Annotated in this window: 17 protein-coding genes; 1 reads left to right on the top strand and 16 read right to left on the bottom strand. The window is 67.6% G+C overall.

Going from position 1 to position 26126, the window contains the following annotated elements; genetic code table 11:
• Positions 1–27: 27 nt before the first annotated feature.
• The 15 genes from ACREYQ_RS17430 to ACREYQ_RS17360 form a co-directional block, all read right to left on the bottom strand.
• Entirely contained in the window at positions 28–441 is a 414-nt protein-coding gene (locus ACREYQ_RS17430) for a PaaI family thioesterase (protein WP_432258749.1), read from the bottom strand.
• Positions 442–491: 50 nt separating this feature from the next.
• Entirely contained in the window at positions 492–1550 is a 1059-nt protein-coding gene (locus tag ACREYQ_RS17425) for an AbrB family transcriptional regulator (RefSeq protein ID WP_432258748.1), read from the bottom strand.
• Positions 1551–1771: 221 nt separating this feature from the next.
• Positions 1772–3286 carry a tripartite tricarboxylate transporter permease gene (locus ACREYQ_RS17420; protein ID WP_432258747.1) on the bottom strand — a complete coding sequence of 505 codons (1515 nt, stop codon included), beginning with the start codon at positions 3284–3286 and terminating at the stop codon, positions 1772–1774.
• Between the two features lie 29 nt (positions 3287–3315).
• Positions 3316–3789 carry a tripartite tricarboxylate transporter TctB family protein gene (locus tag ACREYQ_RS17415; RefSeq protein WP_432258746.1) on the bottom strand — a complete coding sequence of 158 codons (474 nt, stop codon included), beginning with the start codon at positions 3787–3789 and terminating at the stop codon, positions 3316–3318.
• Between the two features lie 226 nt (positions 3790–4015).
• Positions 4016–4984 (bottom strand): Bug family tripartite tricarboxylate transporter substrate binding protein, encoded by a 969-nt coding sequence (locus tag ACREYQ_RS17410; RefSeq protein WP_432258745.1) that lies wholly within the window; start codon positions 4982–4984, stop codon positions 4016–4018.
• 510 nt (positions 4985–5494) lie between these two features.
• Complete coding sequence (locus ACREYQ_RS17405; RefSeq protein ID WP_432258744.1) at positions 5495–6331, bottom strand: ChaN family lipoprotein; 837 nt, start codon at positions 6329–6331, stop codon at positions 5495–5497.
• A gap of 15 nt (positions 6332–6346) precedes the next feature.
• The gene (locus ACREYQ_RS17400) at positions 6347–6706 is read right to left on the bottom strand and encodes a DUF2149 domain-containing protein (protein ID WP_432258743.1); all 360 of its coding nucleotides are present in this window, start codon (positions 6704–6706) and stop codon (positions 6347–6349) included.
• Positions 6703–7212, bottom strand: coding sequence for a MotA/TolQ/ExbB proton channel family protein (locus ACREYQ_RS17395; RefSeq protein ID WP_432258742.1), 510 nt, complete (start codon positions 7210–7212; stop codon positions 6703–6705). The genes ACREYQ_RS17400 and ACREYQ_RS17395 overlap by 4 nt, the downstream gene beginning before the upstream one ends.
• A gap of 137 nt (positions 7213–7349) precedes the next feature.
• Entirely contained in the window at positions 7350–11342 is a 3993-nt protein-coding gene (cobN, locus tag ACREYQ_RS17390; RefSeq protein ID WP_432258741.1) for a cobaltochelatase subunit CobN, read from the bottom strand.
• Positions 11343–11359: 17 nt separating this feature from the next.
• A complete protein-coding gene (locus tag ACREYQ_RS17385) occupies positions 11360–13639 on the bottom strand; it encodes a TonB-dependent hemoglobin/transferrin/lactoferrin family receptor (RefSeq protein ID WP_432258740.1) in 2280 nt (759 codons plus the stop codon).
• 457 nt (positions 13640–14096) lie between these two features.
• Positions 14097–17303 (bottom strand): efflux RND transporter permease subunit, encoded by a 3207-nt coding sequence (locus ACREYQ_RS17380; RefSeq protein ID WP_432258739.1) that lies wholly within the window; start codon positions 17301–17303, stop codon positions 14097–14099.
• 3 nt (positions 17304–17306) lie between these two features.
• Complete coding sequence (locus ACREYQ_RS17375; protein WP_432258738.1) at positions 17307–18542, bottom strand: efflux RND transporter periplasmic adaptor subunit; 1236 nt, start codon at positions 18540–18542, stop codon at positions 17307–17309.
• Positions 18543–18802: 260 nt separating this feature from the next.
• On the bottom strand, positions 18803–19441 hold the full coding sequence (locus ACREYQ_RS17370; RefSeq protein ID WP_432258737.1) for an MOSC domain-containing protein: 639 nt from the start codon (positions 19439–19441) through the stop codon (positions 18803–18805).
• 152 nt (positions 19442–19593) lie between these two features.
• Positions 19594–20766: an MFS transporter gene (locus ACREYQ_RS17365; protein WP_432258736.1), complete on the bottom strand. Its 1173-nt coding sequence runs from the start codon at positions 20764–20766 to the stop codon at positions 19594–19596.
• Positions 20767–20995: 229 nt separating this feature from the next.
• Positions 20996–22021, bottom strand: coding sequence for a D-2-hydroxyacid dehydrogenase family protein (locus tag ACREYQ_RS17360; protein WP_432258735.1), 1026 nt, complete (start codon positions 22019–22021; stop codon positions 20996–20998).
• 519 nt (positions 22022–22540) lie between these two features.
• On the opposite strand from ACREYQ_RS17360, the gene ACREYQ_RS17355 reads away from it, so the two are divergent.
• Positions 22541–24397 carry a phosphoenolpyruvate carboxykinase (GTP) gene (locus ACREYQ_RS17355; protein ID WP_432258734.1) on the top strand — a complete coding sequence of 619 codons (1857 nt, stop codon included), beginning with the start codon at positions 22541–22543 and terminating at the stop codon, positions 24395–24397.
• 211 nt (positions 24398–24608) lie between these two features.
• Here ACREYQ_RS17355 and ACREYQ_RS17350 read toward each other — a convergent pair whose 3' ends face one another.
• Positions 24609–25997, bottom strand: a complete 1389-nt coding sequence (locus tag ACREYQ_RS17350) for an IS4 family transposase (RefSeq protein WP_432257562.1) — start codon at positions 25995–25997, stop codon at positions 24609–24611.
• Between the last annotated feature and the right edge of the window lie 129 nt (positions 25998–26126).

The following is a 26126-nucleotide window of genomic DNA, read 5'->3' as shown; positions in this document are numbered from 1 at the left end:
AAGTTTCCCCGTCGCGGCGGGCTTGAATCAGAGCAGGGCGTAGGTGGTGGTGGCCTGCACCGCCAGCTTGCCGTCGGCGCCGGTCAGCTCGATCTCGCCAAACACCACGGTCTTGCCCAGGCGCAGCACGTTGGCGCGCACCATCACGTCGCCGTCGATCACAGGGCGCATGAAGTTGGTGGTAAGCGTGACCGTGGTCATCGGGCGGAAGGCGCCCAGCGCACTGGCCACGGCGACGATCATGGCGGTATCGGCGGCGGACATCAGCACCTGGCCGCAGACCACGCCGCCCGCATGGCGGAACGATTCGCTGAACGGCAGGCGCAGCGTGACGCCCTGGGCATCGACGGCTTCGGCGCGCAGGCCAAGCTGGCGCACCCATGGCGCCAGCACGCGTTCGAGCGTGGCGTCGATATCGGCGAGGGTCAGGGCTTCGGGCATGGTGCTCCTGGTTCTGGCTGGCCGCGCCGCAGCCGTCCTGTGGCGGACCGCTACGCTGTCTCCTGCGGCGCGACGCGATGTTTGAGGCAATGATACAGGGGCCCGGTGGCAAGCACCACGAAGGCCATCCGGATCACATGGAAGGCCGTCACCAGCGGCACCCCCACCTCCAGCACCTTGGCGGTGATGCACATCTCGGCAATGCCGCCCGGCGTGGTGCCCAGGATCACGGTGGCCGGGTGCGCGCCCGACAGCGCCGACAGCCCCCAGCCCAACAGCGCCGACACCACCAGCGCCAGCACCGTGTACAGCGCCACGCCCGACAGGAAGCGCGGCGCGGTATGCAGGAATTCGCGCGAGAAACGCACCCCCAGCGACACCCCGATCAGAAGCTGGCCGGCGCGGCTCATCCAGATGGGAATGGCCGACAACTCAATGCCGGAAGCGGTCAGCACCGCCGCGGCCAGCAGCGTGCCGATCACGAACGGGTTGGGCATGTTCAGCCGCTTCACCAGCAGCGCCACGGTCAGTGTGATGGCGATCAGCGCCAGCAGCCCCGGCGCGCTGATCACGCGCGGGCCGGGAATATAGGGATCGAGCCCGTGGATGCCGCCGTACTGGAAGATCGCCGGTACGGTCACCACCACCATCAGCACCCGCAGTGAATGCGCGGCCGCCACCTGGTCGATGCGCGCGCCGTTGCGCTCGGCCAGGTTGGCCATCTCCGAGGCACCGCCGATGGCGGTGGAAAAGAACGCGGTCTTGAAGGCCACGCCGGTGGTCCGCTGCAGCAGGATGGCGCCGCCCGCGCCCAGCAGCAGCGCGAACAGCGAGCCGGCGACGATGTAGGGCAGGAACTCCACCAGCCGCGCCACCACGTCCGGGGTGAAGTAGAGTCCGAGCGACGCGCCGATCACCCACTGGCCCGCATTGCGCGCCTGCGTCGGCGCCCGCAGGTCGGTCCCGGCCATGCGCGCGGTGGCCACGGACAGCAGCGGGCCGATCATCCACGGCAGCGGGGTATGCAACGCGGTACAGAGCAGGGCGGCGGCGAGCCCGAGCGCCAGCGTGGGCAGCGCGGACAGCCAGCGGTTGGAGAAGAGACGCATGGTGCGGCGGCCTGGCGCGGGGGGCCGGCGGCTTGTTGTTGTTCGGGTATGAAAATGCAAACGCCCGGCAAGGGTTGCGCCAGGCGTTTGCATTCTACGGCGGATATTTCGTCATCCCCGCGCAGGCGGGGATCCAGCGTCTTTTAACGTCGCTGGGTTCCCGCCTGCGCGGGAACGACCGGCAAAGAGCGACGGCGGAACATATGCCTCGCGCTCGCGCATCATGCTGCATTGTCGGCCTGCACATGCGCCGAGGTGCGGCTCGCGTGCCAGCGCAGCAGGCGCGGGATCACCACCACGGCCACGGTCAGCGCCAGGATGGTGGCCGAGATCGGCTGGCGCAGGAACAGGGTCCAGTCGCCCTGGCCGATCGAGAGCGCGTTGCGCAGCTGCTTCTCGGCCATCGGCCCCAGGATCATGCCGACGATCACCGGCGCGGTGGGGAAGTCGAAGCGGCGCATCACCATGCCCAGCAGGCCGACCACGAACAGCAGCAGCAGGTCGAACCACGACTGGCGGATGCCGTAGGCGCCCAGGCCCGCGAAGATCAGGATGCCGCCGTACAGCAGCGGCGTGGGCACGCGCAGCATGCGCACCCACAGCCCGATCGCCGGCAGGTTCAGCACCAGCAGCATGACGTTGCCGATGTACAGCGATGCCAGCAGGCCCCACACCAGGTCGCCCGAGGTCTGGAACAGCATCGGGCCCGGCTGCAGATTGTAGTTCTGGAACGCGGCCAGCAGGATCGCGGTGGTGTTCGAAGTCGGGATGCCCAGCGTCAGCAGCGGGGCCAGCGTGGCGGTCACGGCGGCGTTGTTGGCCGCTTCCGGGCCGGCCACGCCTTCGATGGCGCCGACCCTGCCGAATTCATCCTTGTGGTTCGACAGCTTCTTCTCGGTCGCATACGACAGGAAGGTCGGGATCTCGGCGCCGCCGGCGGGAATCAGCCCGAACGGGAAGCCGATCACGGTACCGCGCAGCCACGCCGGAACCGAGCGCTTCCAGTCCGACTTGTTCATGTGGACCGAGCCAAGCTTGTTGAAGGTGCCCTCCGGCTGCGGGAAGAACGCGTTGAACAGCGCCTCGCCCACGGCAAACAGGCCCACCGCCACCACCACGATATCGATGCCGTCGTACAGCTCCTGCACGTTCATCGAGTAGCGCGTCTGGCCCGACAGCGAATCCATGCCGATCAGGCCGATGCCCAGGCCGAGGAACAGGGCGGTCATGCCGCGCAGCAGCGACGAGCCCAGCACCGCCGAGACCGTGGTGAACGCGAGCAGCATGATCATGAAATACTCGCCCGGGCCAAACTGCAGCGCCACGTCGGCGGCCACCGGCGCGAACATCGACAGCAGCACGGTGGCGATGGTGCCCGCCACGAACGAGCCGATCGCCGCGGTGGCCAGCGCCGGGCCGGCACGCCCGTTCTTGGCCATCAGGTTGCCTTCCATGGCCGTGACCATGGTGGACGACTCACCCGGGGTGTTCATCAGGATCGAGGTGGTCGAGCCGCCATACATGGCGCCGTAGTAGATGCCGGCGAACATGATCAGTGCGGCGGTGGGTTCCACCTTGGCGGTCAGCGGCAGCAGCATCGCCACCGTCAGCGCGGGGCCGATGCCGGGCAGCACGCCGATGGCGGTGCCGAGGAAGCAGCCCACCAGGGCCCACATCAGGTTGACGGGCGTGATGGCGACGGCAAAGCCGTGCATCAACAGGTTCAGGGTATCCATTCGATGACTCCTTGCTGGACGGGCGGGGCTCAGAAGCCGGCGATGGGCAACAGCGGCAGGTTGATGCCGAGCAGGAATTCAAACAGCGCCCACATCGGCACTGTGATGCACAGGCCGATCAGCGCATCGCGCACGATGCGGCGGCTGCCGTAGCCGCGCGCCACGCACACCATCAGCAGCGTGGAAGCCAGCACGAAGCCAAGCGTGCCGATCAGCGCCATGTTCAGCACCAGGCCAGCGGCCACCCACAGGAAGCCGCCGAAGTTGTGCGGCGCGTCGGGCAGCTCGGCGTCTTCCTCCGGCATGTTGCGAAAGCCGCCGCGCACGCCCTGCCAGGTCAGCAGCGCGCCGCACACGGCCAGGCCGACGGCCACCAGCGTGGGCACGAAGCGCGGCGACAGGCCGGCATAGCCCTCCTCGCCGGAGATGCCGGACAGTCCGAGGAAGAAGAACAGCGAGATCGCCAGCACGGCGATGCCGATGGCGAGGTGCGAGGGTTTCATGGAGACTCCTTGGCCTTTGCCGCCAGCGTGGGGACACTGGCGTTGCACGGCGCTGGCTGGATTGCCCGCGCGGCGGCGGGGCCCGGTGACATATGGTTGTAGTCGTCGGTATCGCAGGTGGACACCGGGCCCCGCGCCGTGTTTCCCACCGCCGGGGTCACCGGCGGTTTGGCAGGCACGACAGGTAAGGCGGGTTGATGCGGTATTGCGAAGCTGCGGGCAGCCCTTACCTGGCCACGCCCAGTTCACGTAGCGAGCCGCCCAGGCGGGCCGATTCGCTGTCGACGAACTTGCCGAACTCGTCGCCGGTCAGCAGGAACGGGGTCCAGTCGTTCTTCTCCAGCGTGTCCTTCCACGACTTGCTCTCGGTGGCCTTGACCACCGCGTCGATCATGGCCTTGCGCTGCTCGGCGCTGATGCCAGGCGCGCCGTACACGCCGCGCCAGTTGTAGATCTCGACGTTCACGCCTTGCTCCTTGAGCGTCGGGATATCGGCGGTGCGGTCCTTGGAGGTCACCGCCAGCGCACGCATCTTGCCGCTCTTGATGAAGGGCAGGAACTCCGACACGCCGGCAATGCCCACCGTCACGTGGCCGCCCATGATCGAGGCCGAGGCTTCGCCGCCGCCCTGGAACGGCACGTAGTTGATCTTCTTGGGGTCAACGCCCGATTCCTTGGCGATCAGGCCGGCCAGGATATGGTCGATCGAACCCTTGGAGCCGCCGCCCCAGCTGACGCTGCCGGGGTTGGCCTTGAGCTGCGTGGTCAGGTCCTTGACCGACTTGATCGGCGAGCTGGCCGGCACGGTGATGACCATGGTGTCGGCGAACAGGCGCGCGATCGGGGTGGCGTTCTTCAGCGTGACCGGCGGATGGTTGGTCTCGATCGCACCCACCATCACCGCGCCCACCACCATCAGCGCACTGGGGTTGCCCTTGTCGGTGTTGACGAACTGCGTCAGCGCGATGGTGCCGCCGGCGCCGCCCTTGTTGTCGTACGAGGCGGTCCTGGCCGTGCCCGATGCGATCATCGCGGCGCCCAGCGAGCGGCCGGTCTGGTCAAAGCCGCCGCCCGGGTTGGCGCCGATCATGACCTTGACGCTGTCCAGCGCAAAGGCCGGTGCGGCGGCAAAGGTGGCGGCAACGGCGGCCGATGCCATCACGGCATGGGCCAGGCGGGAATAGGTACGGCGCATAGCGGTCTCCTGGTTGTACCGGGGACGCGCCATGCCAGCCTGCTGGCAACCGCGATCGGACCCGGGCGTTCCGGCAGCCACTGCGTTGCGGGGGGACGGGAAGAGTGTCCGGAGGCTGCGCGCAAAAGCGCAGTGCCGGTGCTGGTCTCCTGTCCGGCTTGGCGGGGCGTGGCCGGGACTGTTCTTGGATTCTTGGAAAACGTCAGACCGGAACGACTGGTCATGGGCCGGATTCTAGGCGGCGGAAACTGTCAAAAGGCTGTCAAATGCGGGGAGAAAGGATCGGGGTTTACGTGGATGGCGGGAGATGGGCATGTGGGCTGGCGGTACTTCGTGGAGGCTCTGGCCCTCACCCCCACCCCTCTCCCGCGCGCGGGAGAGGGGAGCGATTGCGAGCGCTGGCAGCAAGCACCAACGCTTCCAAATACCGGCGGTTTGCTCTCCCGCTTGCGGGAGAGGGGCAGGGGGTGAGGGCAGGCGCGTCCATAACGACCGGCTCTGAAGACCACCTCACCCCACTGGCTTTGCCTGCAGGCACGGATCCTTGCGCTCGACCGCCGGCACCACCACCGCCATATCGAACTCGCCATCCGCCGGCGGCGTTTCCACATAACCGATGCTGACCACCTGCCCCGCGTCCACCCCCAGCCAGCGCGGCACGCCGATATCGCGCCGCACGTGGCCGTTACCGGCGATCAGCACCGCGCCGCGTTGCGCATACGCGCCCAGCGTCTGCGCCATCACCGCATCGCGCGCGGCCTGCGCCGCCAGCATGCCGGGCAGCATGGCCCTGGGGAAATTGCCGCAGTGGCCCTGGTCGAGCACTGCTGTCTGCGCGGCGACGAGGTCGTCGGGCAACGCACCGGACAGTCCCAGCTGCCGGCGCTCGCCGGGCGGGAACAGGCTGTCCAGCCCGCCGCGCACGATCTTGCCGGCATCGGCACGCGACAGGTTGGCGGCCACCAGCGGCAGGTCGTACTGCAGCGCCAGCGCCACCACCGGCCGGTACAGCGGCCACTGCCAGGCACCGCCGCCGGCCTGCGCGATCAGGTAGTCGGCATCGCGCGGGCGCTCGCGGCGGGCGCGCTCGATATCGGCCTGGCGCTCGCGGTCGAACTGCTCCATGGCGATGGCGGGGCGCCAGCCTTGCTCGAGCGCGCGCGTCAGCGCGGCCAGGCGCTGCTGCTGCGCGGCGGCGTTGTCATGGACCTCGCCCAGCAGCACGTAGGACTTGCCGGCGAAGGCGGCGCTGACGGCCTCGGGCGCCGGGCGCGTCGCGGCGCAGCCGGTGGCCAGCATGGCGGCAGCCACGGCGAGCATGCCGGCAATACGCAAACGCAATGACATCACGCAGATCCTTTCTTATCTCGTTGCGGTCGTGGGATTGGCGGCCTGCTGTTCCGCTGGCTGCCCGGCCTGCTCCGGCACATACACCATCGACCCGTCCTTCATCCGATAGGCTACGCCAGCCTTGATGCCGTCGCCCGAACCCGCCTGTCCGCTGGCCTGGTAGCGCACCACCTTCTCGCCCTGGCGCGACACGATCTCCATATTGGGCTTGCCCGGGTTGGTAATGACGGTCACGTCGTCATGCGTGAACGGGTTGGCCGGATTCTGCGCGATCGCCACCAGCAGCGCGGCGATCACCACCAGGAACACGTCGATCAGGTTGACCACCGACAAGATCGGATCGTCGGCTTCGCTTTCTTCCAGGAACCTCATTCGTCGACCTCCCATTGCGGCAGCGACTGCCCCAGCCACACCAGCTCCTCGGCCAGCCAGCGGCGGCGCACGTTGACCACCCAGAACGTGATACTGGCCGCGATCAGCGCCAGGATCACCGCGGAGAAGGCGATGGTCAGATTCTCGCCCACATTGGCGAGGTTGCTGCCGGACAGGCCCTTGAGCGCCGGGCCCATCGGGATCATGGTGGCCACCAGCCCCAGCATCGGCGCCACGCGCGTGGCAATGCGCGGGCGCTCCAGCAGGCGGTGCGCGGCGACGTCGAGCGCATCCGCATTGGCCACCTTGTGCCGGCGCGCCCACGCCACCAGCACATAGCCGCGTCCGCTTGCGACCGGATGGCGCGCGCGCAGCCAGGCCTGCATGGCGAACTCGCCCAGCGCCCAAAAGGCATAGAGGAACAGCAGCGCGATCAGCGCCAGCGTCGGGATCAGGAACAGCTGGCCGACGTCATACATCAGGGTTTCAAGCAGGGTAGGGGTCATGGTGTTTCAGTTGTTGTGCATTACAAGGCCAAGATCTTCTCGCCCGTCGTCCCCGCGCAGGCGAGGACCCAGCGGCTGTTGAAGACACTGGATTCCCGCCTGCGCGGGAATGACGGTAGCTTTTGTGCTGTCATCGGTCAGCGCGGTCCCGGTATCCAGCTGCCGCCGGCAGCCGCCTGGCGCCGCCGCGCGCTGACGGCGCCGCCGAAGATGGCCGCGGCGAGCGCGATGCCGCCGGCCAGCCACGACAGCACCGGCACGATGGCGGCCGCGGGCGGCTGGCGCTCGACCAGCTGCATGCCCTGCACGGGCTGGGGTTGGGACGGGTCCGGCGCGGGCGGCGGCACGGGTGCGGGTTCGGCAGCGGCAAAGCTGGAAGCGCGGGGCGGCGCGGCCGCCGGCGCCTGCATGCCGAAGCCCTCGGTTGCCGCCTGCACCTGCTGCTTGCGGTACTGGTTGAATGCGCGGTTGTTGCTGACGATGTCGTGGCGTTGCGCGAGATCTTTGTAGCGCTGCGCCAGCGTTTGCAGCAGCTTGCTGTCGGCCTTCCAGTAGCCCTTGCGCGCGGCTTCCAGCATGCGCTCGATCACCTGCGCCTGGGCCTGCGGCGCGTTCTTCTCGAACCACGCGTTCAGCCCCAGCTTGTGCTTGTCGTTGACATAGACCTCGGCAAACTCGGTCCACTGATCGTCGCGCACGATCTCGGGCGAGACCGCGGTCCAGCCCCAGAAATTGTTGACGGTGTCGAGCACGTTCAGCGCGCCGCTGTAGCCCTCGGCCTTCATGCCCTCGATCCAGCCGGGGTGGAAGTAGCGCGTGCGCAGTTCGCTGGCAAGAAAGCCGGCCGCGGTCTCGGTGCGCGCGTTGTTCGCATCGCGCAGATTGGAGATCAGCAGTTCCGGCGCCTTGCCGGTCAGGTGCCGCACCGCCAGGCCGATGCCGCCGAGGTACTGGAACGGATCGTCGGTGGTCAGCATGCCGTACAGGTTGGAGCTGCGCGCCAGCAGCGCGCCGTCCACGCCCTTCAGGTTCTCGGCATACAGGTTGACCTGCGGCAGCGCCTCGCCCCAGTGCCGCTCGTCGGGGCCGTAGGCGTACTGCATGCGGGCGAGGTAGAGCCTGGCCAGCTTTGCATCGGCTTCGCGGCCACTGCCGAAGGTGTCGGTTGCCATCGCGGCATCGTTCAGGCCGGTGCCGTAGTTGCCCGATTCACTGGCGAAGATGCGCGTCACCGCCAGCGCGTCGAGCCGGTCGGCAGGGACGTTGAGCCTGGCCAGCCGTTCGCGCAGCGCGCGCGTGTTGGCGCCAACGACGTTGCCGGCCTCCGGCTGCGCGGCAGCCAGCTTCACCGCCTCGGCCAGCCACTTCATCAGGTTGGGGAAATGGTCGCGATACAGGCCCGTGGCCGACAGCACCACATCCACGCGCGGGCGCCCCAATTCCGCCGTGGAAATCGCTTCCACACCGACCACGCGGCCGCCATCGTCCCACCTGGGCCGCACGCCCAGCACCGCCATGGCTTGCGCTTCCAGCATGCCCTGGTGGCGCATGGTCTCCACGCTCCATAGCGAGAACGCCAGCTTATCCGGATAGCGGCCATGGCGCTTGCGCCAGTCGGCAATCATGGCTTCAGCCGCGGCTTGACCGGCGTTCCACGCCTCACGGCTGGGCACCTTGGACGGATCGAAGCCATACAGGTTGCGCCCGGTCGGCAGCGTATCGGGATTGCGCACCGGGTCGCCACCGGTGCCTGGCAGCAGGTGCCGTCCGGCCAGCGCGATCAGCAGGCCGGCAGTCTCCGGCGCCGCATCGAGACTGGTGTAGAGTTGCCGCGCGCGCTCCATGTCTTCGCGCTGGCGCGCGTTGCGCAGTTCGTCCGGCGGCGCGCCTTCGGCCACGTAGCGGCGCACCATCGCGTAGGGCGCGGTCTGCGACAGTTGTGCGTAGTCGACCGCGAACAGCTCTTCGGGCTCGTCCGGGAACACGCGCTTGAGCCAGTCCTTGCCAAGCATCGCCATGGTCGTATAGAGCCGCAGTCCGTCGTCCTGCGACTGGCCGAAGGTGTGCAGGCCATACGGCTGCAGCGTGCCGCCAAGTTCATGCAGGTGAATATGCAGCGCATCGAGATAGCCGGTGAAATCGGCACGCGCTCGCGCCGCAGTCCAGCCCATGTCCTCGAACAGATGCATCGACGCGCTGCGCGCCAGGATCTGCTGCCTGATCGTGTCCTTCACCGCGCCTTCGTCCTGCTGCAGGAACTGGTGCAACTGGTCGTGCAGCGACACCAGTTCGGTATGCAGCCCCGCCGGGCGGAACGGCGGCGTCTGGTGGCTGACGATCACCGCGCGGCCGCGGCGCTTGGCCTGAATGGCCTCGCCCACATCGTCGACGATATACGGATAGATCACTGGAACGCTGCCCAGCACCAGGTAGGGCTGGTCGGTGACGGACAGCCCGCGCTCCTTGCCCGGCGTCCATTCCTGCGTGCCGTGCGTGCCGTAGTGCACCAGTGCCTCGCGTCCTTCGCGTGCCCAGAGGTAGGCGGCCATGTAGAAGTGGTTCAGCGGCGTGGTGGTGGAGTGGTACAGCGCCTTCTCGTCCGGTTCATTGCGCTCGCCGCGCGGCGGCACCGGCATCAGCGCCACGTTGCCGAGCTGCAGGCGCGGGATCACGAAGCCGGCCTCGCCGTTGCGCGTGGCGGCCATCGCCGATTGCTCGGGGTTGCCCCAGCGCTGCGCCACCGAGGCGCGGAATGCGGCTGGCTGCGCGTCGTACCAGCGCCGGTATTGCGCCATCGGCATCCATGCCGCCAGCCCGGCATCGAGCAGCGGCTCCAGCTTGCCGCCGCGGTAGAACGGAGCCAGCAGCGCGCCCAGGTCGCGCTGCAGCCGGGCTTCGTCGGCGGCTTCGGTGGTGTAGCCCGCGGCGCGCAGCGCGGCCAGCGTGCCGGCCAGGCTTTTTGGCAGATTCAGGAACGAGGCCGACAGGTTCTTTTCGCCGGCCGGGTAGTTGTAGTACAGGATCGCGACGCGCTTGTCGGCATTGGGCAGGTGCCGCAGCCGCGCCAGTGCCAGCGCCTTGTCCGCCACGGTATCGAGCTGCGCCGGCAGGCCGACGATGGCGCCGTCCCCCTTGGCCGTCGCGGCGGCGACGATGGGATCAATCGCGCCGGCCAGTTCGGGCTGGACGAGGTAGAACGGCGTATCGGTCAGGCTGATGCCGTGCGGATCGTCCTGCCACGCCTGGGCATCGCCCTTGCGGTAGGGCATCACCTGCAGTACAGGCACGTCGAGCTTCTCAAACTCGGCCTTGCGCCCCTGCGGGTTCAGCATGATCTGGCCGTTGATCAGCACATCGACCACGCGCCTGCCTTCGGGCATGGCCATGCGCAGGATGCCGTCGGCATCCATTACCGGGCTGTAGAAGGCCAGCACGCGCGCATGGCGGGCTTCCAGGCGGCGGATCAGATCGTCGATAAAGCCGCTGTCCAGCCCCGACACGTAGGCCTGGTGGATGGCGATGCCCACCACCGGACCGCTGCTGCCGGACGCGGCCAGCGCTTCGTCGGGCGAGGTGGTGATGACGCTGGCCAGCCTTGGGTGGTAGTAGGCCGCCTTGGGGAACGCCACCGGTGCCGGGATATTGCTGTCGGCGCTCAGGCGGAACTGCTGCGCGGCTAGGGTGCGCATCATCGCGCTGAAGTTGGCACGGCCACCGTTGACGTAGTACGCGTGCAGCTGCGCGGCAAGCCTGTCGTCAACGCCGTGGGTCTCGTAGCGGTCCGTAGCGATCAGCACGCGCGGCACGCGCGCCTGCGTCCACAGTGAACCCAACTGCTGCAGCATCGCAGTAACGATATGGTCGCGCGGCGCATCGAGGATCAGCAGGTCGGCGTCGTTGATAAAGGGCGCGATCTCCTGCACTGGCGTGCGCTCGAGGTAGCGCGCCTCCAGCGTCATGCCCTGCGCCTGCGCCATCTCGCGCAGCGGTGCGAACTTGCCGGCGGGCACCGGCGAGCTGGTCAGGATGGCGATGCGCGGCACCGCGCCCGCGTGCGCAACACCGGCCAGCATCAGCAGCCATAGGAGCACCCGCAGGAAGCGGCTTCCCATTATGTTTTGTGGGGACATGGCAAACCTCCCGCGGCTCAGAACGACAGCTTCAGGCTGGCGGCGAAGGTGCGGCCAGCCTGCGTGTAGAAGTCCACGCCGGGCTCGCTGGCGGCCACGCCGGTCTGGCGCACATCGCCCCACAGCCAGTATTTCTTGTCGAACAGGTTGTTCACCGACAGCGCCAGGCTCGCATAGCGGTTAAAGCGCCACCACGCCTGCAGGTCGACCACGCCGTAGCCGGCGGGCCTGAAGTAGGTGAACGAGGTGTCGTCGGTGCGCGTGACCGGGCGCGCGCCGCGCCAGCGCACGCCCGCACCCTGGCCGGGCGCGCGCTCCCAGCTCAGGCCGGCACTGGCGCGCAGCGGCGACACGCTGTTCAGCGGCTGCCCGGTCTGCTCGTTGTTGCCATGCGCATAGGCCACCGCGCCGTCGACGCGCCATTGCGGCAGGAAGCGCCACGCGCCGCGCCACTCGGCGCCGTAGATGCGCACGCTGGTCTGGTTGCGGTACTGGTAGGTCGCGCGCAGGCCGGGGAGGCAGGCCGGGTCGGACGGGCAGCTCAGCTGCACCTGCTCGATAAAGTCGCGGTAGCGGTTGTCGAACACGGCCACGCTGGTCTGCACGTTGTCGTCGGTATAGCGCGCGCCGATCTCGAACGAGCGGCTCTTCTCCGGGTTCAGGCTGGCATTGGGCGCCGCGCCATAGCCCTGGATGGTGTTGCGGAAGCTGCCGTTGACCTCCTGATAGTTGGGCGCGCGATAGCCAAAGACGTATTGCGCCCACAGGTTGATGTGGTCCGTCGCCTGCCACAGTGCCGACAGCTTGGGCGACAGGTGCGAATCGCTCTTGCTGACGGCGGGGCCGCCCGCGGCCTTGTTGTAGACCGCGTCGCCGCCGTCGGGCGACAGCGCGTAGTGGTCATAGCGCAGGCCCGGCGTCAGCGTGAAGCGGCCATCGAAGAAGCGCAGCTCGTCCTGCACGAACAGGCCCGTCTGGCGCGTCTCGCCGGTGGGGAAGTCGTGCATCGGGAAGTTGTCGCCGGCCAGCGCCTTGCTGGTGGTGCCGGTGGTCAGGTTGCGCACGGTGCCGTCGCGCGACTCCGCGGTGCGCGTGCGCAGGAAGTCCACCCCGCCGATCAGCCGGTGCCCGACGCTGCCAGTGGCGAAGGACTTGTCGGCCTGCAGGTTGAAGCCGGTCTGCGCCTGCCGGAAGGCAAAGCCGAGCTCGACCTGGCACCGGCTGGTGCCGCGTGTGGAGGCCGAGCAGCCGGTGCTGGTATTGCTGCGCACCTGGTTGGTCAGGGTCCTGGTATCGGACTCCTGGTAGTACACCTGGGCGGTCAGCTGGTCGAGCACGCCGCTGGCCGGCTTCCACGCATAGTCCAGGCTGACGCGGTCGCGGTTCAGGTCTTCGGTGCCGTTGGCCGAGGTCACGCGCGGCAGCGCGGTCGACAGGCGCAGGAGGTTGGTGTCGGTATTGCCTTCGCGGTGTTCGTAGGTGAGCTTGAACTGGTGCTCGGGGCTGGCGTTCAGCAGGATCTTGCCCAGCCAGGCCTGGGTGCGCGCGTCCTGCGGGTTGGGCCTGGTGCGGCTGACCGAGTTGGAATCGTCGCTGCCCATGTTCTTCATTTCATGCGCGTTGCGGTTCGCAACCATGAACAGGCCCTGGATGGTGTCGTTGCCGCCCGCCACGCCGGCCGTCTGGCCGAAGCCGTTGTCGATGCCGTTCCAGTTCAGGCCGATTTCACCGCCAGCCTTGCGGCCCTGCATCAGGTCGGACGGGTCCTTGGTGGCATAGGCCACCACGCCGCCGATGGCGTCCGAGCCGTACAGGCTCGACGCCGGCCCGCGCAGCACTTCCACGCGCTTGAGGAACGAAAACTCAGGCGCATCGCGCGTGGCGCTGGAAATATTCGATGGCCCGCCGCCATTGAAGAAGTCCGGCAGCCGCACGCCATCGACCATCTGCAGCACGCGGTTGTCTTCGATGCCGCGGATATTGATGCTGCCGGCGCCAAAGCGGCGGCGGTCGCGCGGCACGTCGATATCGGGCTCGTCGGCAAAGAGACCGGTCTCGTCCACCGGCTGCGCGCGTTCGATCTGGCGCGCATCGCGGGTGGTGATGGTCGAGGCCACCGAATCGGCCCGCTCCTCGGTGCGGGTGGCGGTCACCACCACTTCATTGAGGGCGGCGAGCGCGATGGACTTGTTGTCGCCTTCGGCGGCCATGGCTGGCGCGCCCAGGGCGGCACAGACGGCAGCGACAGGCGTGACCTGGACGGTGGCGCGCAAGCGCGCCAGGCAGCGGCGTTTCATGGATTCTCCCCATAAGAAAGCGGACGCTGGCTGGCAAGGACCGTGACAGGATGGCTGGCTCGCGTTTGGGCGCGGCATGCGGCAACAGGTGTCGCGGCAGCTTGCGCCGTATTTAGTTAACGAGAATTATTATCATTTAAGGCTGATAGGTAAAGAGCTTAGATCAAAGCCGGCCGGGATGTGGCTGAGATGCCACATGTACGCCAATGTCTGGGGGGATCAGCGTGGAAGAGGGGCGCGGTTTTAAGTGCCCCCAAACCGCCCGAACTAGCCTAAGCAAGGTGTTCTCCCTCTCCCCTCATGGGGAGAGGGCCGGGGTGAGGGGTGGTTCAGCTAGGAGCCACAACAAGCGGAGCCAACGGTTTTCACCCACGGGCCTCAGCCCTTGACGCCCCAGCCCTCACCCCCTGCCCCGCTTGCGGGAGAGCGGGAGAAAACCAGTGGCAGAAGCAGGGCCTCAGTGCTGGTGCACCGTCTCGCCCGGCACCTTGTCCGGCAGCCTGTTGCCCTCGGCATCGATCTGCAGCGGACCGGTGCCGGAGAAGCGGTCCAGCGCCAGGTAGATCACCGGCGTGATGAACAGCGTGATCACCTGCGAGAACAGCAGGCCGCCGACCACGGCCAGGCCCAGCGGCTGGCGCAGCTCGGCGCCGGCACCCAGGCCCAGCGCCAGCGGCAGCGCGCCCATCACCGCGGCGAAGGTCGTCATCATGATCGGCCGGAAACGCAGCAGGCACGCCTGCCGGATCGCCCTGGCGGGGGTCATGCCCTGTTCGCGCTGCGCCGCCAGCGCGAAGTCGATCATCATGATCGCGTTCTTCTTGACGATGCCGATCAGCATCAGCACGCCGATCACCGCGATCAGCGACAGCTCGACATTGAAGAGGAACAGCGTCAGCAGCGCGCCCACCGCGGCCGAGGGCAAGCCCGCCAGGATGGTCAGCGGGTGGATGTAGCTTTCATACAGCACGCCCAGCAGCGTGTAGATCACCGCGATGGCCGCCACCAGCAGCACGATCTGCGTGGCCTGCGACGACTGGAACACTGCCGCGTCGCCGCCCCAGCTGGTAAAGATCGAGGTCGGCATGGCGATCTCCTGCCGGTAGCGGTCGATGCGCGCGGAAGCATCGCCCAGCGCCGCGCCCGGTGCCAGGTTGAACGACACCGTCACCGAAGGCAGCTGCCCCTGGTGGTTGACGGCGATCGGCCCGACCCGGCGCTCGGTGGTGGCGAAGGCCGAGACCGGCACCATCTGGCCGGTCTTGCTGCGCACATAGAGCTTGGAGAACGCGCTTTCGTCGGTGCGGTCGGCATCGGCCGCCTGCAGGATCACGTAGTAGTTGTCGATCGGCGTATAGATGGTCGACACCTGCCGCTCGCCGAAGGCCGAGTACAGCGCGGTGCGCACGTCCTGCATCTGCACGCCCAGCGCATTGGCCTTGTCGCGGTCGATCGACAGCTGCGCTTCCAGGCCCGACTGCTGCGAATCGCTGGTGACGTCGCGGAACACGGCATCGGCGCGCATCTTCGCCATCAGCCGGTCGGAGAATTCCTGCAGCTGGCCCGCCTTCACGCTCTGCAGCGTGTACTGGTAGCGGCTCTTGCTCTGGCGCCCGCCCAGGCGCAGGTTCTGCACCGGCGAGAAATACACCGCCAGCCCCGCAATGCCTGCCACGTCCTTGCGCAGCGACTCCACCACCTTCGCCATCCTGGGCCGTTCGCCCAGCGGCTGGAGTTCGATGAACATGCGGCCGGTGTTGATGGCGGGCGAGGGGCCGCCGCCGATGGAAACCACCACGCTCTTCACCGCGGGATTGGCGCGCATGCGCTCGGCCGCATCGCGCAGCCGCGCGGCCATGGCATCGAAGGAAATATCCTGCGGGCCTTCCGCGTTGACCTGGATCTGGCCGATGTCCTCTTCGGGGAAGAAGCCCTTGGGGATGGTCACGAACAGCACCGCGGTCAGCACGAAGGTCAGGCCCGCGGCCACCAGCACGGTGCGGCGGTGCGCCAGGCACCAGTCCAGTCCGCGCGCATAGCGGTGCAGCGTGAACTCGAACAGGTTCTCGAACCACTGCGTGGAGCGCATGCCCAGGGTCTGCTTCTGCGCTGCGGCAGCCGGCGCCGGATGACCCGGCGCGTGGTCGCCATAGGCGTGATGCGATTCGTCCACCGGCACGTTCTCGGCCGACAGGAAGCGCGCGCACAGCATCGGGATCAGCGTCAGCGACACCAGCGCCGACACCAGGATCGCCAGCGACACCACCGCGGCAAATTCATGGAACAGCAGGCCGATCACGCCCGGCATGAAGAAGATCGGGATAAACACCGCCACCAGCGAGATCGAGATCGACAGGATGGTGAAGCCCATCTCGCGCGAGCCCACCAGCGCGGCCTTCAGCGGTGCCACGCCTTCCTCGATATGGCGCACGATGTTCTCGAGCATGACGATGGCGTCGTCCACCACCAGGCCCACCGCCAGCGTGATGGCCAGCAGCGAGACGTTGTCCAGGCTGTAGCCGAAGGCCTTCATCAGCGCCACCGTGCCGATCAGCGAGATCGGCAGCGACACCGTCGGGATCAGCGTGGCGGCGGCGCGGCGCAGGAACAGGAAGATCACCATCACCACCAGCGCCACCGTCAGCGCCAGCGTGAACTGCACGTCGTGGATCGATTCGCGGATCGAGCTGGAGCGGTCGTTGACCACCGCCACATTGACCGAGCCCGGCATCTGTGCGGTCAGGCGGGGCAGGGCGGCCTTGATGGCATCGACCACCGCCACGGTGTTGGCATCGGGCTGGCGCAGCACCGCCAGCACGATCGAGCGCTCGTTGTTGAGCCAGCTGCCGGTCTTGATGGTCTCGACGCTGTCCTCGACCTCGGCCACGTCGGACAGCCGCACCAGCGCGCCGTTGGGCTGGCTGGCGACGATGATATTGCGGAAGGCATCGGCGCTGGTCAGCTGCCGGTTGGCCTGGATGGTCAGGGTCTGGCGCGCGCTGTCCAGCGTGCCCACTGGCGTGTTGGCGTTGGCGCGGTTCAGCGCCGTGGCCAGCTCGTCCAGCGTCAGCCCGCGCGCGGCCAGCGCATCCGGGTGCGCGCGCACGCGCACGGCAAAGCGCTTCTGCCCGAACACCTGCACCTGCGCCACGCCCGGCAGCGTGGCCAGCGTGGGCGAGATCAGGTTGTCGCCGAAGGCGTTCAGGTCCGCCAGGCTCATCGCCGGCGAGTTGATCGCCAGCAGCAGCACCGGCGCATCGGCCGGATTGACCTTGCGGTATGACGGCGGCACCGTCATCTCGATCGGCAGCGAACGCTGCGCGCGGAACAGCGCCGCCTGCACGTCCACGGCGGCGGCGTCGATATCGCGGTCGTTGTTGAATTCAATGGTGATGCTGGAATTGCCGAGCGTGTTCGACGAACTGATCACCGACACGCCGGGGATCGTCGCAAACTGCTTCTCCAGCTGCGTCGCCACCGATGCCGCCATGGTCTCGGGGCTGGCCCCGGGCAGGGTGGCGGTGACCTGGATCACCGGCGAGTTGAAGCTGGGCAGCGCGGCGATGGGGATGGTCGGGTACAGCACGATGCCGGTGACCACCACCGCCAGGCACAGCAGCACCGTCATCACCGGACGGCGGATGCAGAGTTCGGACAGCGTCATGGCTCAGTGCCCCGCGGTGGCCGGGCGGGCGGCGGCTGCGCCGGAGGCACCGGCAGCCGGGGCTTCGCGCACGAGCGCGCCGGGGCGCAGGTTCTGCGTGCCTTCCACCACCACGCGGGCGCCGGGCTGCACGCCCTCGACCACGGCCGCGGCGGCGGTGGTGGTCACCACCTGCACCGGCACGCGCGCGACCTTGCTGTCGGGCTGGACCACGTAGACGAAGCGGCCTTCGGGGCCGGTCACCACCGCCTGCGGCGGCACCGACAGCGCCCCCTTCAGGGTCTGCACCACGGCGCTGACGTTGGCGTAGGTGCCCGGCCACAGGCGCTGCTCGTCATTGTTGAACTGCGCCTTGACGCGGATGGTGCCGTACTGCGGATCGACCGTGTTATCCACAAAACTGATCTTGCCGGTCACCGGGGTCTTGCTGCCGTCGTTGGGCAGCGCAGTGACCTGCACCGGGCCGGCGCGCAGCGCCTCGCGCAGCGCGCCCAGCTGCCGCTCGGGCAGGCTGAAGGTCACGGCGATCGGCTGCACCTGGGCAATGATGACCATCGGCTGGGTGCTGTTGGGCAGCACCAGCGAGCCCGGGAAGGCGTTGATCACGCCGGTGCGGCCGCTGATGGTGGCGCGGATGGCACCGTAGCTGACCGCCACGCGGCTGGCTTCGATGGCGGCCTGGTCGGCGCGCACGGTGGCGGCAAAGCCGTCTACCTTGGCCTGCGCGGTATCGACCGCGCTCTTGGAAATGAAGTTGCGCTGCAGCAGCTCCTGGCTGCGCGCGAGCGTGCGGCGGGCATCGGCCAGGTCGGCCTGGTCGCGCAGCAGCTGGGCCTGCGCCTTGGCCAGGTTGGCCTCGTCCATGCGGGTATCGAGCGAGAACAGCAGGTCGCCTGGCTTGACGGTCTGGCCTTCCTTGATGTGGACGGTGCGCACGGTGCTGGACACCTGCGGGCGCACCTCGACCGTGGACAGCGCCGTGACATTGCCGTTGGCCGAGACCTGCAGCGGCACGTCGCCCTGCTGCACGGCCACGGTGGACACCACCGCCACCGCCGGCGGCCTGGGCGCCGGCCTGGGGGCCAGCCAGGTGCGCCAGGCAAGCCAGCCCAGGCCGGCAAGCACCAGCGCCACGGCCACCATGACCCAAGGCGATACGCGGCCGCGCCCCGTTCCGGTGGCCGACCTCCAGTTGCTGTCGACGAAGCCCTTGGGCTGGTCGATCCTGTCAGATTTCATGTTGTGTGGACCCTCTGCGCCGCGTCTTCGCGCCACTCCCCGTGATCCGCCCGGCCTGTTGTGCCCAGATGTTGCCGGTGCGTGTCGCGCAAAGCCTCTACTAGTACCGCGCTTCGCCCGCCGGAGCCAGCGCCGCGTATTACAGTCCGTTACAGGGGTGCAAAGGTCTGGCAATGCCCGGCGCCGGCAAACGCCGTCCGGGCCACAGGGGAGGCCGGGGATGTGTGTAGCGGGACGCTTGTATGATTAGACAAACATTATCAGAAAAGCTGCCGCCGGCCATCGCGGCGCCACTGATTAACGCTGTCGACCGACAGTTCGCGTGGCCCGGCCTGCACAATCACGGCATCGCCGGCGCGCACTTCCCCCTTGAGCACCACGCTGAGATAGACGCCGGAGTAGCCGCTCTCGACCATGTCGCGCACCGCGTGGCGGTAGCCCAGCGCGGCGTTGAACTTGTAGCAGGGCTGGCGCGGCGACTCCACCCGCAGCAGGGCCGTCCCCACGCGTACGAGGTCGCCGATCCACAACTCGGATTCGAGCAGGCCTTCCAGGGTCAGGTTCTCGCCCATGGCGCCGTAGGGCAGCGGCGGGCCCGATTCAGGCTGCGCGCAGGCGCGGCGGCGCGCGTTCCACCAGGCGTAATGCTCGGACGGGTAGGCGTAGACCGCCTTGTCCAGGCCGCCGTGCACGGTCAGGTCGCCCTGCTCGTCGCCGGCCAGGCCCAGCGGCTGCACCTGGACCCGCAGCGGATGCAGCAGCGTGCTGACAGGGTGCTTGCGGATGCCAGACAGCACCACCGCCTCGGTGCCCGCCCCGGCCACCACCAGCGGGATGGCCTTGCCCAGGCTGATCGCCAGCACACGCGCAAGGCCCGGCCAAGGTCTGGAATCGCTCACGTGCGCCCCCGCTTGGTGGTTGTGGAAAGAGATGTGGATAAGCTGCGGATATCCCTGAGGATAACGGGGCGGATAACGCTGTGGACAAGTGCTTGGTGCGCTTCCTCACAAGGCGCCCGGCGGCAGGGGACGGTGCCGGTTTCAGCCCTGCATCACACCTGGCGGGCCGCCTGCGGCCGCTGCCACTGGCAGCCCAGCATGCGGGCGCGCTGCGACACCGCCAGCGCCGCCAGCATCAGCGCCGCCGCGCCCCAGTGCAGGGCATCGGGACCGGCCAGCGTATAGATGGCCGCGCCGGCCATGGCGCCGGCTGCCTGGCCCAGGTAGATCGACGAAGAATTCAGCGAGATCGAGACCGAGGCCCGCTCCGGCGCCAGCAGCACCAGCCGCGCCTGCTGCGCGCTGTTGGTGGCAAACCCGCCCAGGCCCCACAGCATGAACAGCAGCACCAGCGCCACGCCGCCCAGTCCGGCCAGCGGCCACAGCACCATGGCCGTGATCGAGGTCAGCAGCGCAACCTGCACGATCCGGCCGGGCGTGACCCGGTCCATGCGCGACGCCGCCATGGCATTGCCGAACACCCCGCAGGCGCCGTAGGCCAGGAACATCAGGCTGAGCGCGCCGCCGCTGATGCCGTAGACATCGCGCATCAGCGGGGCGATATAGGTAAACAGCGTGAACATGCCGGCCGAAGAGATCATGGTGGTCAGCACCACCAGCATGACCGGTTTGTGGCGCAGCACCGCGCCCCAGGCCTCGCGCCCGGCCGGCGGCACCATCAGCCCGCGCGGCAGCGCGCGCCAGACCGCCGCCGACACCAGCAGCGCCATCACGCCGACCAGCGCCATGCTGACGCGCCACCCCATCGTGCTGGAAATCCATGTGCCCAGCGGCACGCCCACCACGCTGGCGACGCTCCAGCCCAGGAACACAAAGCTGATGGCGCGCCCGCGGGTCTGCGCATTGACCAGCAGCGGCAGTGTGGCCGCGGTCTGGGGCGTATAGATGGCCGCGCCGATCGCGGTCAGGAAGCGGATCGCCATCAGCGCGGCAAAGCTGGGCGCGCAGGCCGCGGCCACGTGCATCACCCCATAGACCAGCAGCGAACCCGTCAGCAGCAGCCGGCGGTCGATGCGCGAGCCCAGCGTGGCGAATAGCGGGGCGCCGATGCAGGTGGCCAGCGCGAACACCGAGATCAGCTGGCCGGCGCTGGCCACACCCAGCCCGAAATCGCCGGCAATATCGTTCAACATGCCGGTTACGATCATCGCGCCGGTGCCGATGACAAAATTGCCGACGCAGAGCGTCACAAGCCTGGGGTCCATGCCGGCCTTGGGAGAGGAATCGGCGCGCGGGGGCGCCTTGTTGTTGTCCGGGGGTGCCGCGGGCCATGGCGGCCGGGCGGTTGGGGAAGTCCCGAGTGTAGCGGGTTCGGGGAATTCGCGTTCGCGGGGGGGGGGGCGGCAGGCGCCAGCCGCAGCCACCACCGTGCAAACGAGGCTCCCCTCGCCCGCTTGCGGGGGAGGGGAGAAAACCGGCGGGAGCCGAAGCGTATCAGCGCGTCAACACCGGCGCCAGCGCCTTCGGATTGACGATGCAGTCATGCTTGCCGTCCAGCACGTCCAGGATGTTCTGGAACGCCGTGCGGAAATACAGCTCGTAGCTGTCGCGCTCCACATAGCCCAGGTGCGGCGTGCAGATGCAGTTTTCCATGCGCAGCAGCGCATGGCCCTGCAGGATCGGCTCGGACTCGAACACGTCCACCGCCGCCATGCCCGGACGGCCCCGGTTCAGCGCGGCGACCAGGGCGTTCTCTTCCAGCAACTCGGCGCGGCTGGTATTGACGAACAGCGCAGTGGGCTTCATCCGGGTCAGGTCGGCCTGCTTGACGATGCCGCGCGTGTCGTCGTTCAGGCGCAGGTGCAGCGACAGCACATCGCTGTCCGCAAACAGTTGTTCCTTCGACTCCGCCACGTCCAGGCCATCGGCGCGCGCGCCTTCCAGCGACGTTTCGCGGCCCCAGACCAGCACCTTCATGCCGAAGGCGCGGCCGAAGCCGGCCAGCAGCCGGCCGATCTTGCCGTAGCCCCAGATCCCGAGGGTCTGGCCGCGCAGCACCTGGCCCAGGCCGAAGTTGGGCGGCATCGTCGTCGATTTCAGCCCCGACTGCTGCCAGGCGCCGTGCTTCAGGCTGGCCACGTACTGCGGGATGCGGCGCTGGGCGGCCATGATCAGCGCCCAGGTCAGTTCGGCCGGAGCCACCGGCGAGCCCACCCCTTCGAGCACGGCCACGCCGCGGTCGGTGCAGGCCTCCAGGTCGATATGGCTGCCGGGACCGGCGCCGACCCGGCCGGTCTGGCTGATCAGCTTGAGCTTGGGCAGTTTTTCCAGCAGTTGCCGGGTGATGCGGGTGCGTTCGCGGATCAGCACCACGGCTTCCACGTCTGACAGGCGCGCGGCCAACTGGCCAACGCCCTTGACGGTATTGTTGAACACCTTGACGTCGTGACCTTCCAGCAGGCTGAAGCAAGACAGCTTGCGCACGGAATCCTGGTAATCGTCGAGTACAGCGATCTTCATCGGCAACCCTGGTTATCTTCGGGACGTTGTGCCGGTTGGTGCGCGCGCCCACCGAGCCGCGCGCCGGCCAACAGTATTGTTGTGAAACGTTGCGAACCCCGCCGGCACCCCGCGACACTGCCGCCGGGCGGCGCCAATGTCGCGCCAGCCGGCGCCCGCGATTGTTGCGCAGCAAAAAACAGGGGGGTGCGCCAGTGGTATCCTTGCCCGCTCCGGTGCCGCCGCGGATTGTCGGTCGAGCCTTGCTCCCGTTACGCGGACGCCTCCGGACAAAGCCCGGCCGGCACGTGCAGGCACCCCTGCGCTGGCGAAGCGCAACTGTAGCGCAGCCGCAGGGACCGCCGCGACCTTTTGCATAAACGGGGCCGCCGCGTAGTTGTAACGGGATGTGACGACCCGGGGATGACACACCGGAAGTGACGATTCCATCCCGGGACGTACGGCGGACCATGGGCCCACTGGCCAGGCTTTGAAAGGATTCCTTCCCTTCCTTCCCTTTACGAACCTGGAGTTTGCAGTATGAACCACCCCACGATGCAAGGCACGGTCGCCGTCAATGCGCCGGCCTGGGTCAAGCACCCCAAGCTGATTGCCTGGGTTGCGGAAATCGCCGCGCTGGCCAAGCCCGACAATATCTACTGGTGCGACGGCTCCCAGGAAGAATATGACCGCCTGTGCGAGCAGATGGTCGCCGCCGGCACCATGCAGCGGCTGAACCCGGCCAAGCGCAAGAATTCCTTCCTGGCCCTGTCGGACCCGTCGGACGTGGCGCGCGTGGAAGACCGTACCTTCATCTGCTCCGAGAAGCAGGAAGATGCCGGCCCGACCAACAACTGGACCGCCCCCGCCGAGATGCGCCAGACGCTCTCCGGCCTGTTCGACGGCTGCATGCGCGGCCGCACGCTGTATGTCGTGCCGTTCTCGATGGGCCCGCTGGGCTCGCCGATCGCCCATATCGGCGTGGAACTGTCGGATTCGCCATACGTGGCGGTCAATATGCGCATCATGACGCGCATGGGCCGCGCCGTGTACGACGTACTCGGCGCTGACGGCGCCTTCGTGCCGTGCGTGCACACCGTCGGCAAGCCGCTCGCCGCGGGCGAACAGGACGTGGCCTGGCCGTGCAACCCGACCAAGTACATCGTCCATTTCCCGGAAACGCGCGAGATCTGGTCGTTCGGCTCCGGCTACGGCGGCAACGCGCTGCTGGGCAAGAAGTGCTTTGCACTGCGCATCGCATCGACCATGGGCCGCGATGAAGGCTGGCTCGCCGAGCACATGCTGATCCTGGGCGTGACCTCGCCCGAGGGCAAGAAGTACCACGTGGCCGCCGCCTTCCCGTCGGCCTGCGGCAAGACCAACTTTGCCATGCTGATCCCGCCCAAGGGCTTCGAGGGCTGGCAGGTCACCACCATCGGCGACGACATCGCCTGGATCAAGCCGGGCCAGGACGGCCGCCTCTACGCCATCAACCCGGAAGCCGGCTATTTCGGCGTGGCCCCGGGCACCAGCGAGAAGACCAACTTCAACGCGATGGCGACGCTCAAGGAAAACGTCATCTTCACCAACGTGGCGCTGACCGACGACGGCGACGTGTGGTGGGAAGGCATGACCAAGGAAGCGCCCGCGCACCTGGTCGACTGGCAGGGCAAGGACTGGACCCCGGAAATCGCCCGCGCCACCGGCGCCAAGGCCGCGCACCCGAACGCCCGCTTCACCGCGCCGGCGTCGCAGTGCCCGTCGATCGACCAGAACTGGGACAACCCCGCCGGCGTACCCATTGATGCGTTCATCTTCGGCGGCCGCCGCTCGACCACCGTGCCGCTGGTGACCGAGGCCCGCAACTGGACCGAAGGCGTCTACATGGCCGCCACCATGGGCTCGGAAACCACCGCCGCGGCCGCCGGCCAGCAGGGCGTGGTGCGCCGCGACCCGTTCGCCATGCTGCCGTTCTGCGGCTACAACATGAGCGACTACTTCGGCCACTGGCTGGAACTCGGCCAGAAGCTGGAAGCCGCGGGCGCAAAGCTGCCCAGGATCTACTGCGTCAACTGGTTCCGCAAGGACGCCGACGGCAACTTCGTGTGGCCGGGCTTCGGCGAGAACATGCGCGTGCTGTCGTGGATGATCGACCGCGTGGAAGGCAAGGGGCAGGGCGCCGAGCATGTGTTCGGCACCACCCCGCGCTACGAGGACCTGAACTGGAACGGCGTGGACTTCAGCCCGGCGCAGTTCACGCAGGTGACCTCGATCGATCGCGATGCGTGGCAGCAGGAGCTGGCGCTGCATGACGAGCTGTTTACCAAGCTGCAGCATCGGCTGCCGCAGGCGCTGGCGCAAGCGCGGGCGGCGCTGGGCAAGCGGCTGGAGGGGTGATCTTCGGCGTCAGCGCCTGATGAAGAAGCCCGCTTCGCGCCGGTTTGCTCCCCGCTTGCGGGAGAGGAACAGTGGGTGAGGGTAGGAGGGTCAAAGGCTGACGCCTGTGGGTTTCAACCGTTGGCACCGCTTGATGTGGTTCCTTGCTAGACCACCCCTCACCCCGGCCCTCTCCCCATGAGGCTTGCCTTTACCCACAACTTCCGGCGGCTTACTCGTTTTTCTGGAAGATCCGATACATTTCGGTGATTTCGTGCAAAACGAGGAAGCCGCGCCAGAGGACAGTAGCACCGGGGGGATCGTCGTTTTTGCGACCCAGGTAGCCACCGAGCTTGGCGATCCAAAGGACCGTTTCGCTGAGTTTGGGTGCCTGCTCCGGTGGCTTGGTTGTGCCGTGCGTGCGGCAGTACAAGGCCTGCCATTCGAGCGACTGCAATAGCACCGAGCAAGGGATATCGGCTTCAAGCCGGCCGAGCATGGTCGCGTACATGATGCGCCAGCCGATCACGGCGAACAGCGCCGTGGCGCGCAGGAACCGCTCCAGCGTCCCGAACTGCCGAGCCTCGATCTGGCAGCCACTTTTCAGGACACGATGCCAGGATTCAATGGTCCAGCGCCGGGCATACCAGCTCAGCCGTTCCAGCACATCTTCCAGCGTTTGGGTGGGCATCGAACTGAGCAACATCCATTCGAGCGGCTCAACACCTTCGGGCGGATCGATTTCCAGTGCGTGAATGGCAAACACTTCGAGGCTTGGTAGGGCCTCTGCACCGCGGCTGCGCGGCGGTCGCAGTTGGACGGGCACACAGCGCAAAGCCAGTCGGGCGCTACGCGCTTGCCTGGCGCCACTCCTGGGCACGTGCAGGACGGTCTCCCCGAGTACGGGGGCCGCAGCAACCGTCTCCCACAGATACTTCTCTGGGTGATCCACGCCCCGATTCCAGGCGGCCCGCACCAACCAGTCCACCCCCGCTGGGCGCTGCGCCAGGAACACGTCGTACACATCGCCCTCGCGATCGCTGACGGCAACAAGGTGCGTGTCCGGACACTGCATCTTGAGCGGCTCAAGGCATTCCAGCCCCTCCAGCCACTTCACGCTTTCCTTGTCACGAATGGACAGCGCCCGGCGCTGCCTGGCCTTGCCCGATGCTTGCGGCGCACGCACCCACGTCTTCATGCTCAACACGCCCAGTGGCAGGCCCTCAGGCGTCACCGCCAGCACGCTGTGCAACATGAATCCGCGCAAATTGCCGCCCGTGCCGTGACCAAGTCCCTCAGTCGCGGGCAAATTTGCCAGATTGAATTCCGTGGTGTCCTGCACCGCCAATACGACAGGTACCTGCTGCATGCGACCCACGGTTTGAACGACGTGGCTCGCCAGTATTCCGTCCGGGTCGACCGCCTCATTATCAAAGAAGCGATATGCCGCCTTGAGTTGGGCACCACTCAAGGCCTGCGGGAACGAAACATGGGCTTTTTGCGCTAGTCCGCGCGCCAATGCCACAAGGCGCTGCGTGCGACGTGCATCGCCCAACTGAGCGCCACCGAATTCGTCGCTGGCCCAGTCTTCCAGATCTTCCGTATCAGACAAAATTGCCACCACTGATTGTCAACTTCCCCGAAGTTAACACCGTCCAATCCCGTTTACAACCTTTCCTATCGAGATGTGGGTAAAGACAAGCCATGAGGGGAGAGGGAGAACACCTTGCTTAGGCAAGCTCGGGCGGCT

This window comes from Cupriavidus sp. TMH.W2 (assembly GCF_050847365.1).
Classification (GTDB): Bacteria; Pseudomonadota; Gammaproteobacteria; order Burkholderiales; family Burkholderiaceae; genus Cupriavidus.
The sequence above is the reverse complement of the archived record's forward strand: the minus strand, read 5'-3'. Positions and strand labels throughout refer to the sequence as shown.

Coding starts and splice junctions, on each gene's coding strand:
- ACREYQ_RS17430 (WP_432258749.1), bottom strand. CDS start 441: ATGCCCGAAGCCCTGACCCTCGCCGATATCGACGCCACGCTCGAACGC.
- ACREYQ_RS17425 (WP_432258748.1), bottom strand. CDS start 1,550: ATGCGTCTCTTCTCCAACCGCTGGCTGTCCGCGCTGCCCACGCTGGCG.
- ACREYQ_RS17420 (WP_432258747.1), bottom strand. CDS start 3,286: ATGGATACCCTGAACCTGTTGATGCACGGCTTTGCCGTCGCCATCACG.
- ACREYQ_RS17415 (WP_432258746.1), bottom strand. CDS start 3,789: ATGAAACCCTCGCACCTCGCCATCGGCATCGCCGTGCTGGCGATCTCG.
- ACREYQ_RS17410 (WP_432258745.1), bottom strand. CDS start 4,984: ATGCGCCGTACCTATTCCCGCCTGGCCCATGCCGTGATGGCATCGGCC.
- ACREYQ_RS17405 (WP_432258744.1), bottom strand. CDS start 6,331: ATGTCATTGCGTTTGCGTATTGCCGGCATGCTCGCCGTGGCTGCCGCC.
- ACREYQ_RS17400 (WP_432258743.1), bottom strand. CDS start 6,706: ATGAGGTTCCTGGAAGAAAGCGAAGCCGACGATCCGATCTTGTCGGTG.
- ACREYQ_RS17395 (WP_432258742.1), bottom strand. CDS start 7,212: ATGACCCCTACCCTGCTTGAAACCCTGATGTATGACGTCGGCCAGCTG.
- cobN (WP_432258741.1), bottom strand. CDS start 11,342: ATGTCCCCACAAAACATAATGGGAAGCCGCTTCCTGCGGGTGCTCCTA.
- ACREYQ_RS17385 (WP_432258740.1), bottom strand. CDS start 13,639: ATGAAACGCCGCTGCCTGGCGCGCTTGCGCGCCACCGTCCAGGTCACG.
- ACREYQ_RS17380 (WP_432258739.1), bottom strand. CDS start 17,303: ATGACGCTGTCCGAACTCTGCATCCGCCGTCCGGTGATGACGGTGCTG.
- ACREYQ_RS17375 (WP_432258738.1), bottom strand. CDS start 18,542: ATGAAATCTGACAGGATCGACCAGCCCAAGGGCTTCGTCGACAGCAAC.
- ACREYQ_RS17365 (WP_432258736.1), bottom strand. CDS start 20,766: ATGGACCCCAGGCTTGTGACGCTCTGCGTCGGCAATTTTGTCATCGGC.
- ACREYQ_RS17360 (WP_432258735.1), bottom strand. CDS start 22,021: ATGAAGATCGCTGTACTCGACGATTACCAGGATTCCGTGCGCAAGCTG.
- ACREYQ_RS17355 (WP_432258734.1), top strand. CDS start 22,541: ATGAACCACCCCACGATGCAAGGCACGGTCGCCGTCAATGCGCCGGCC.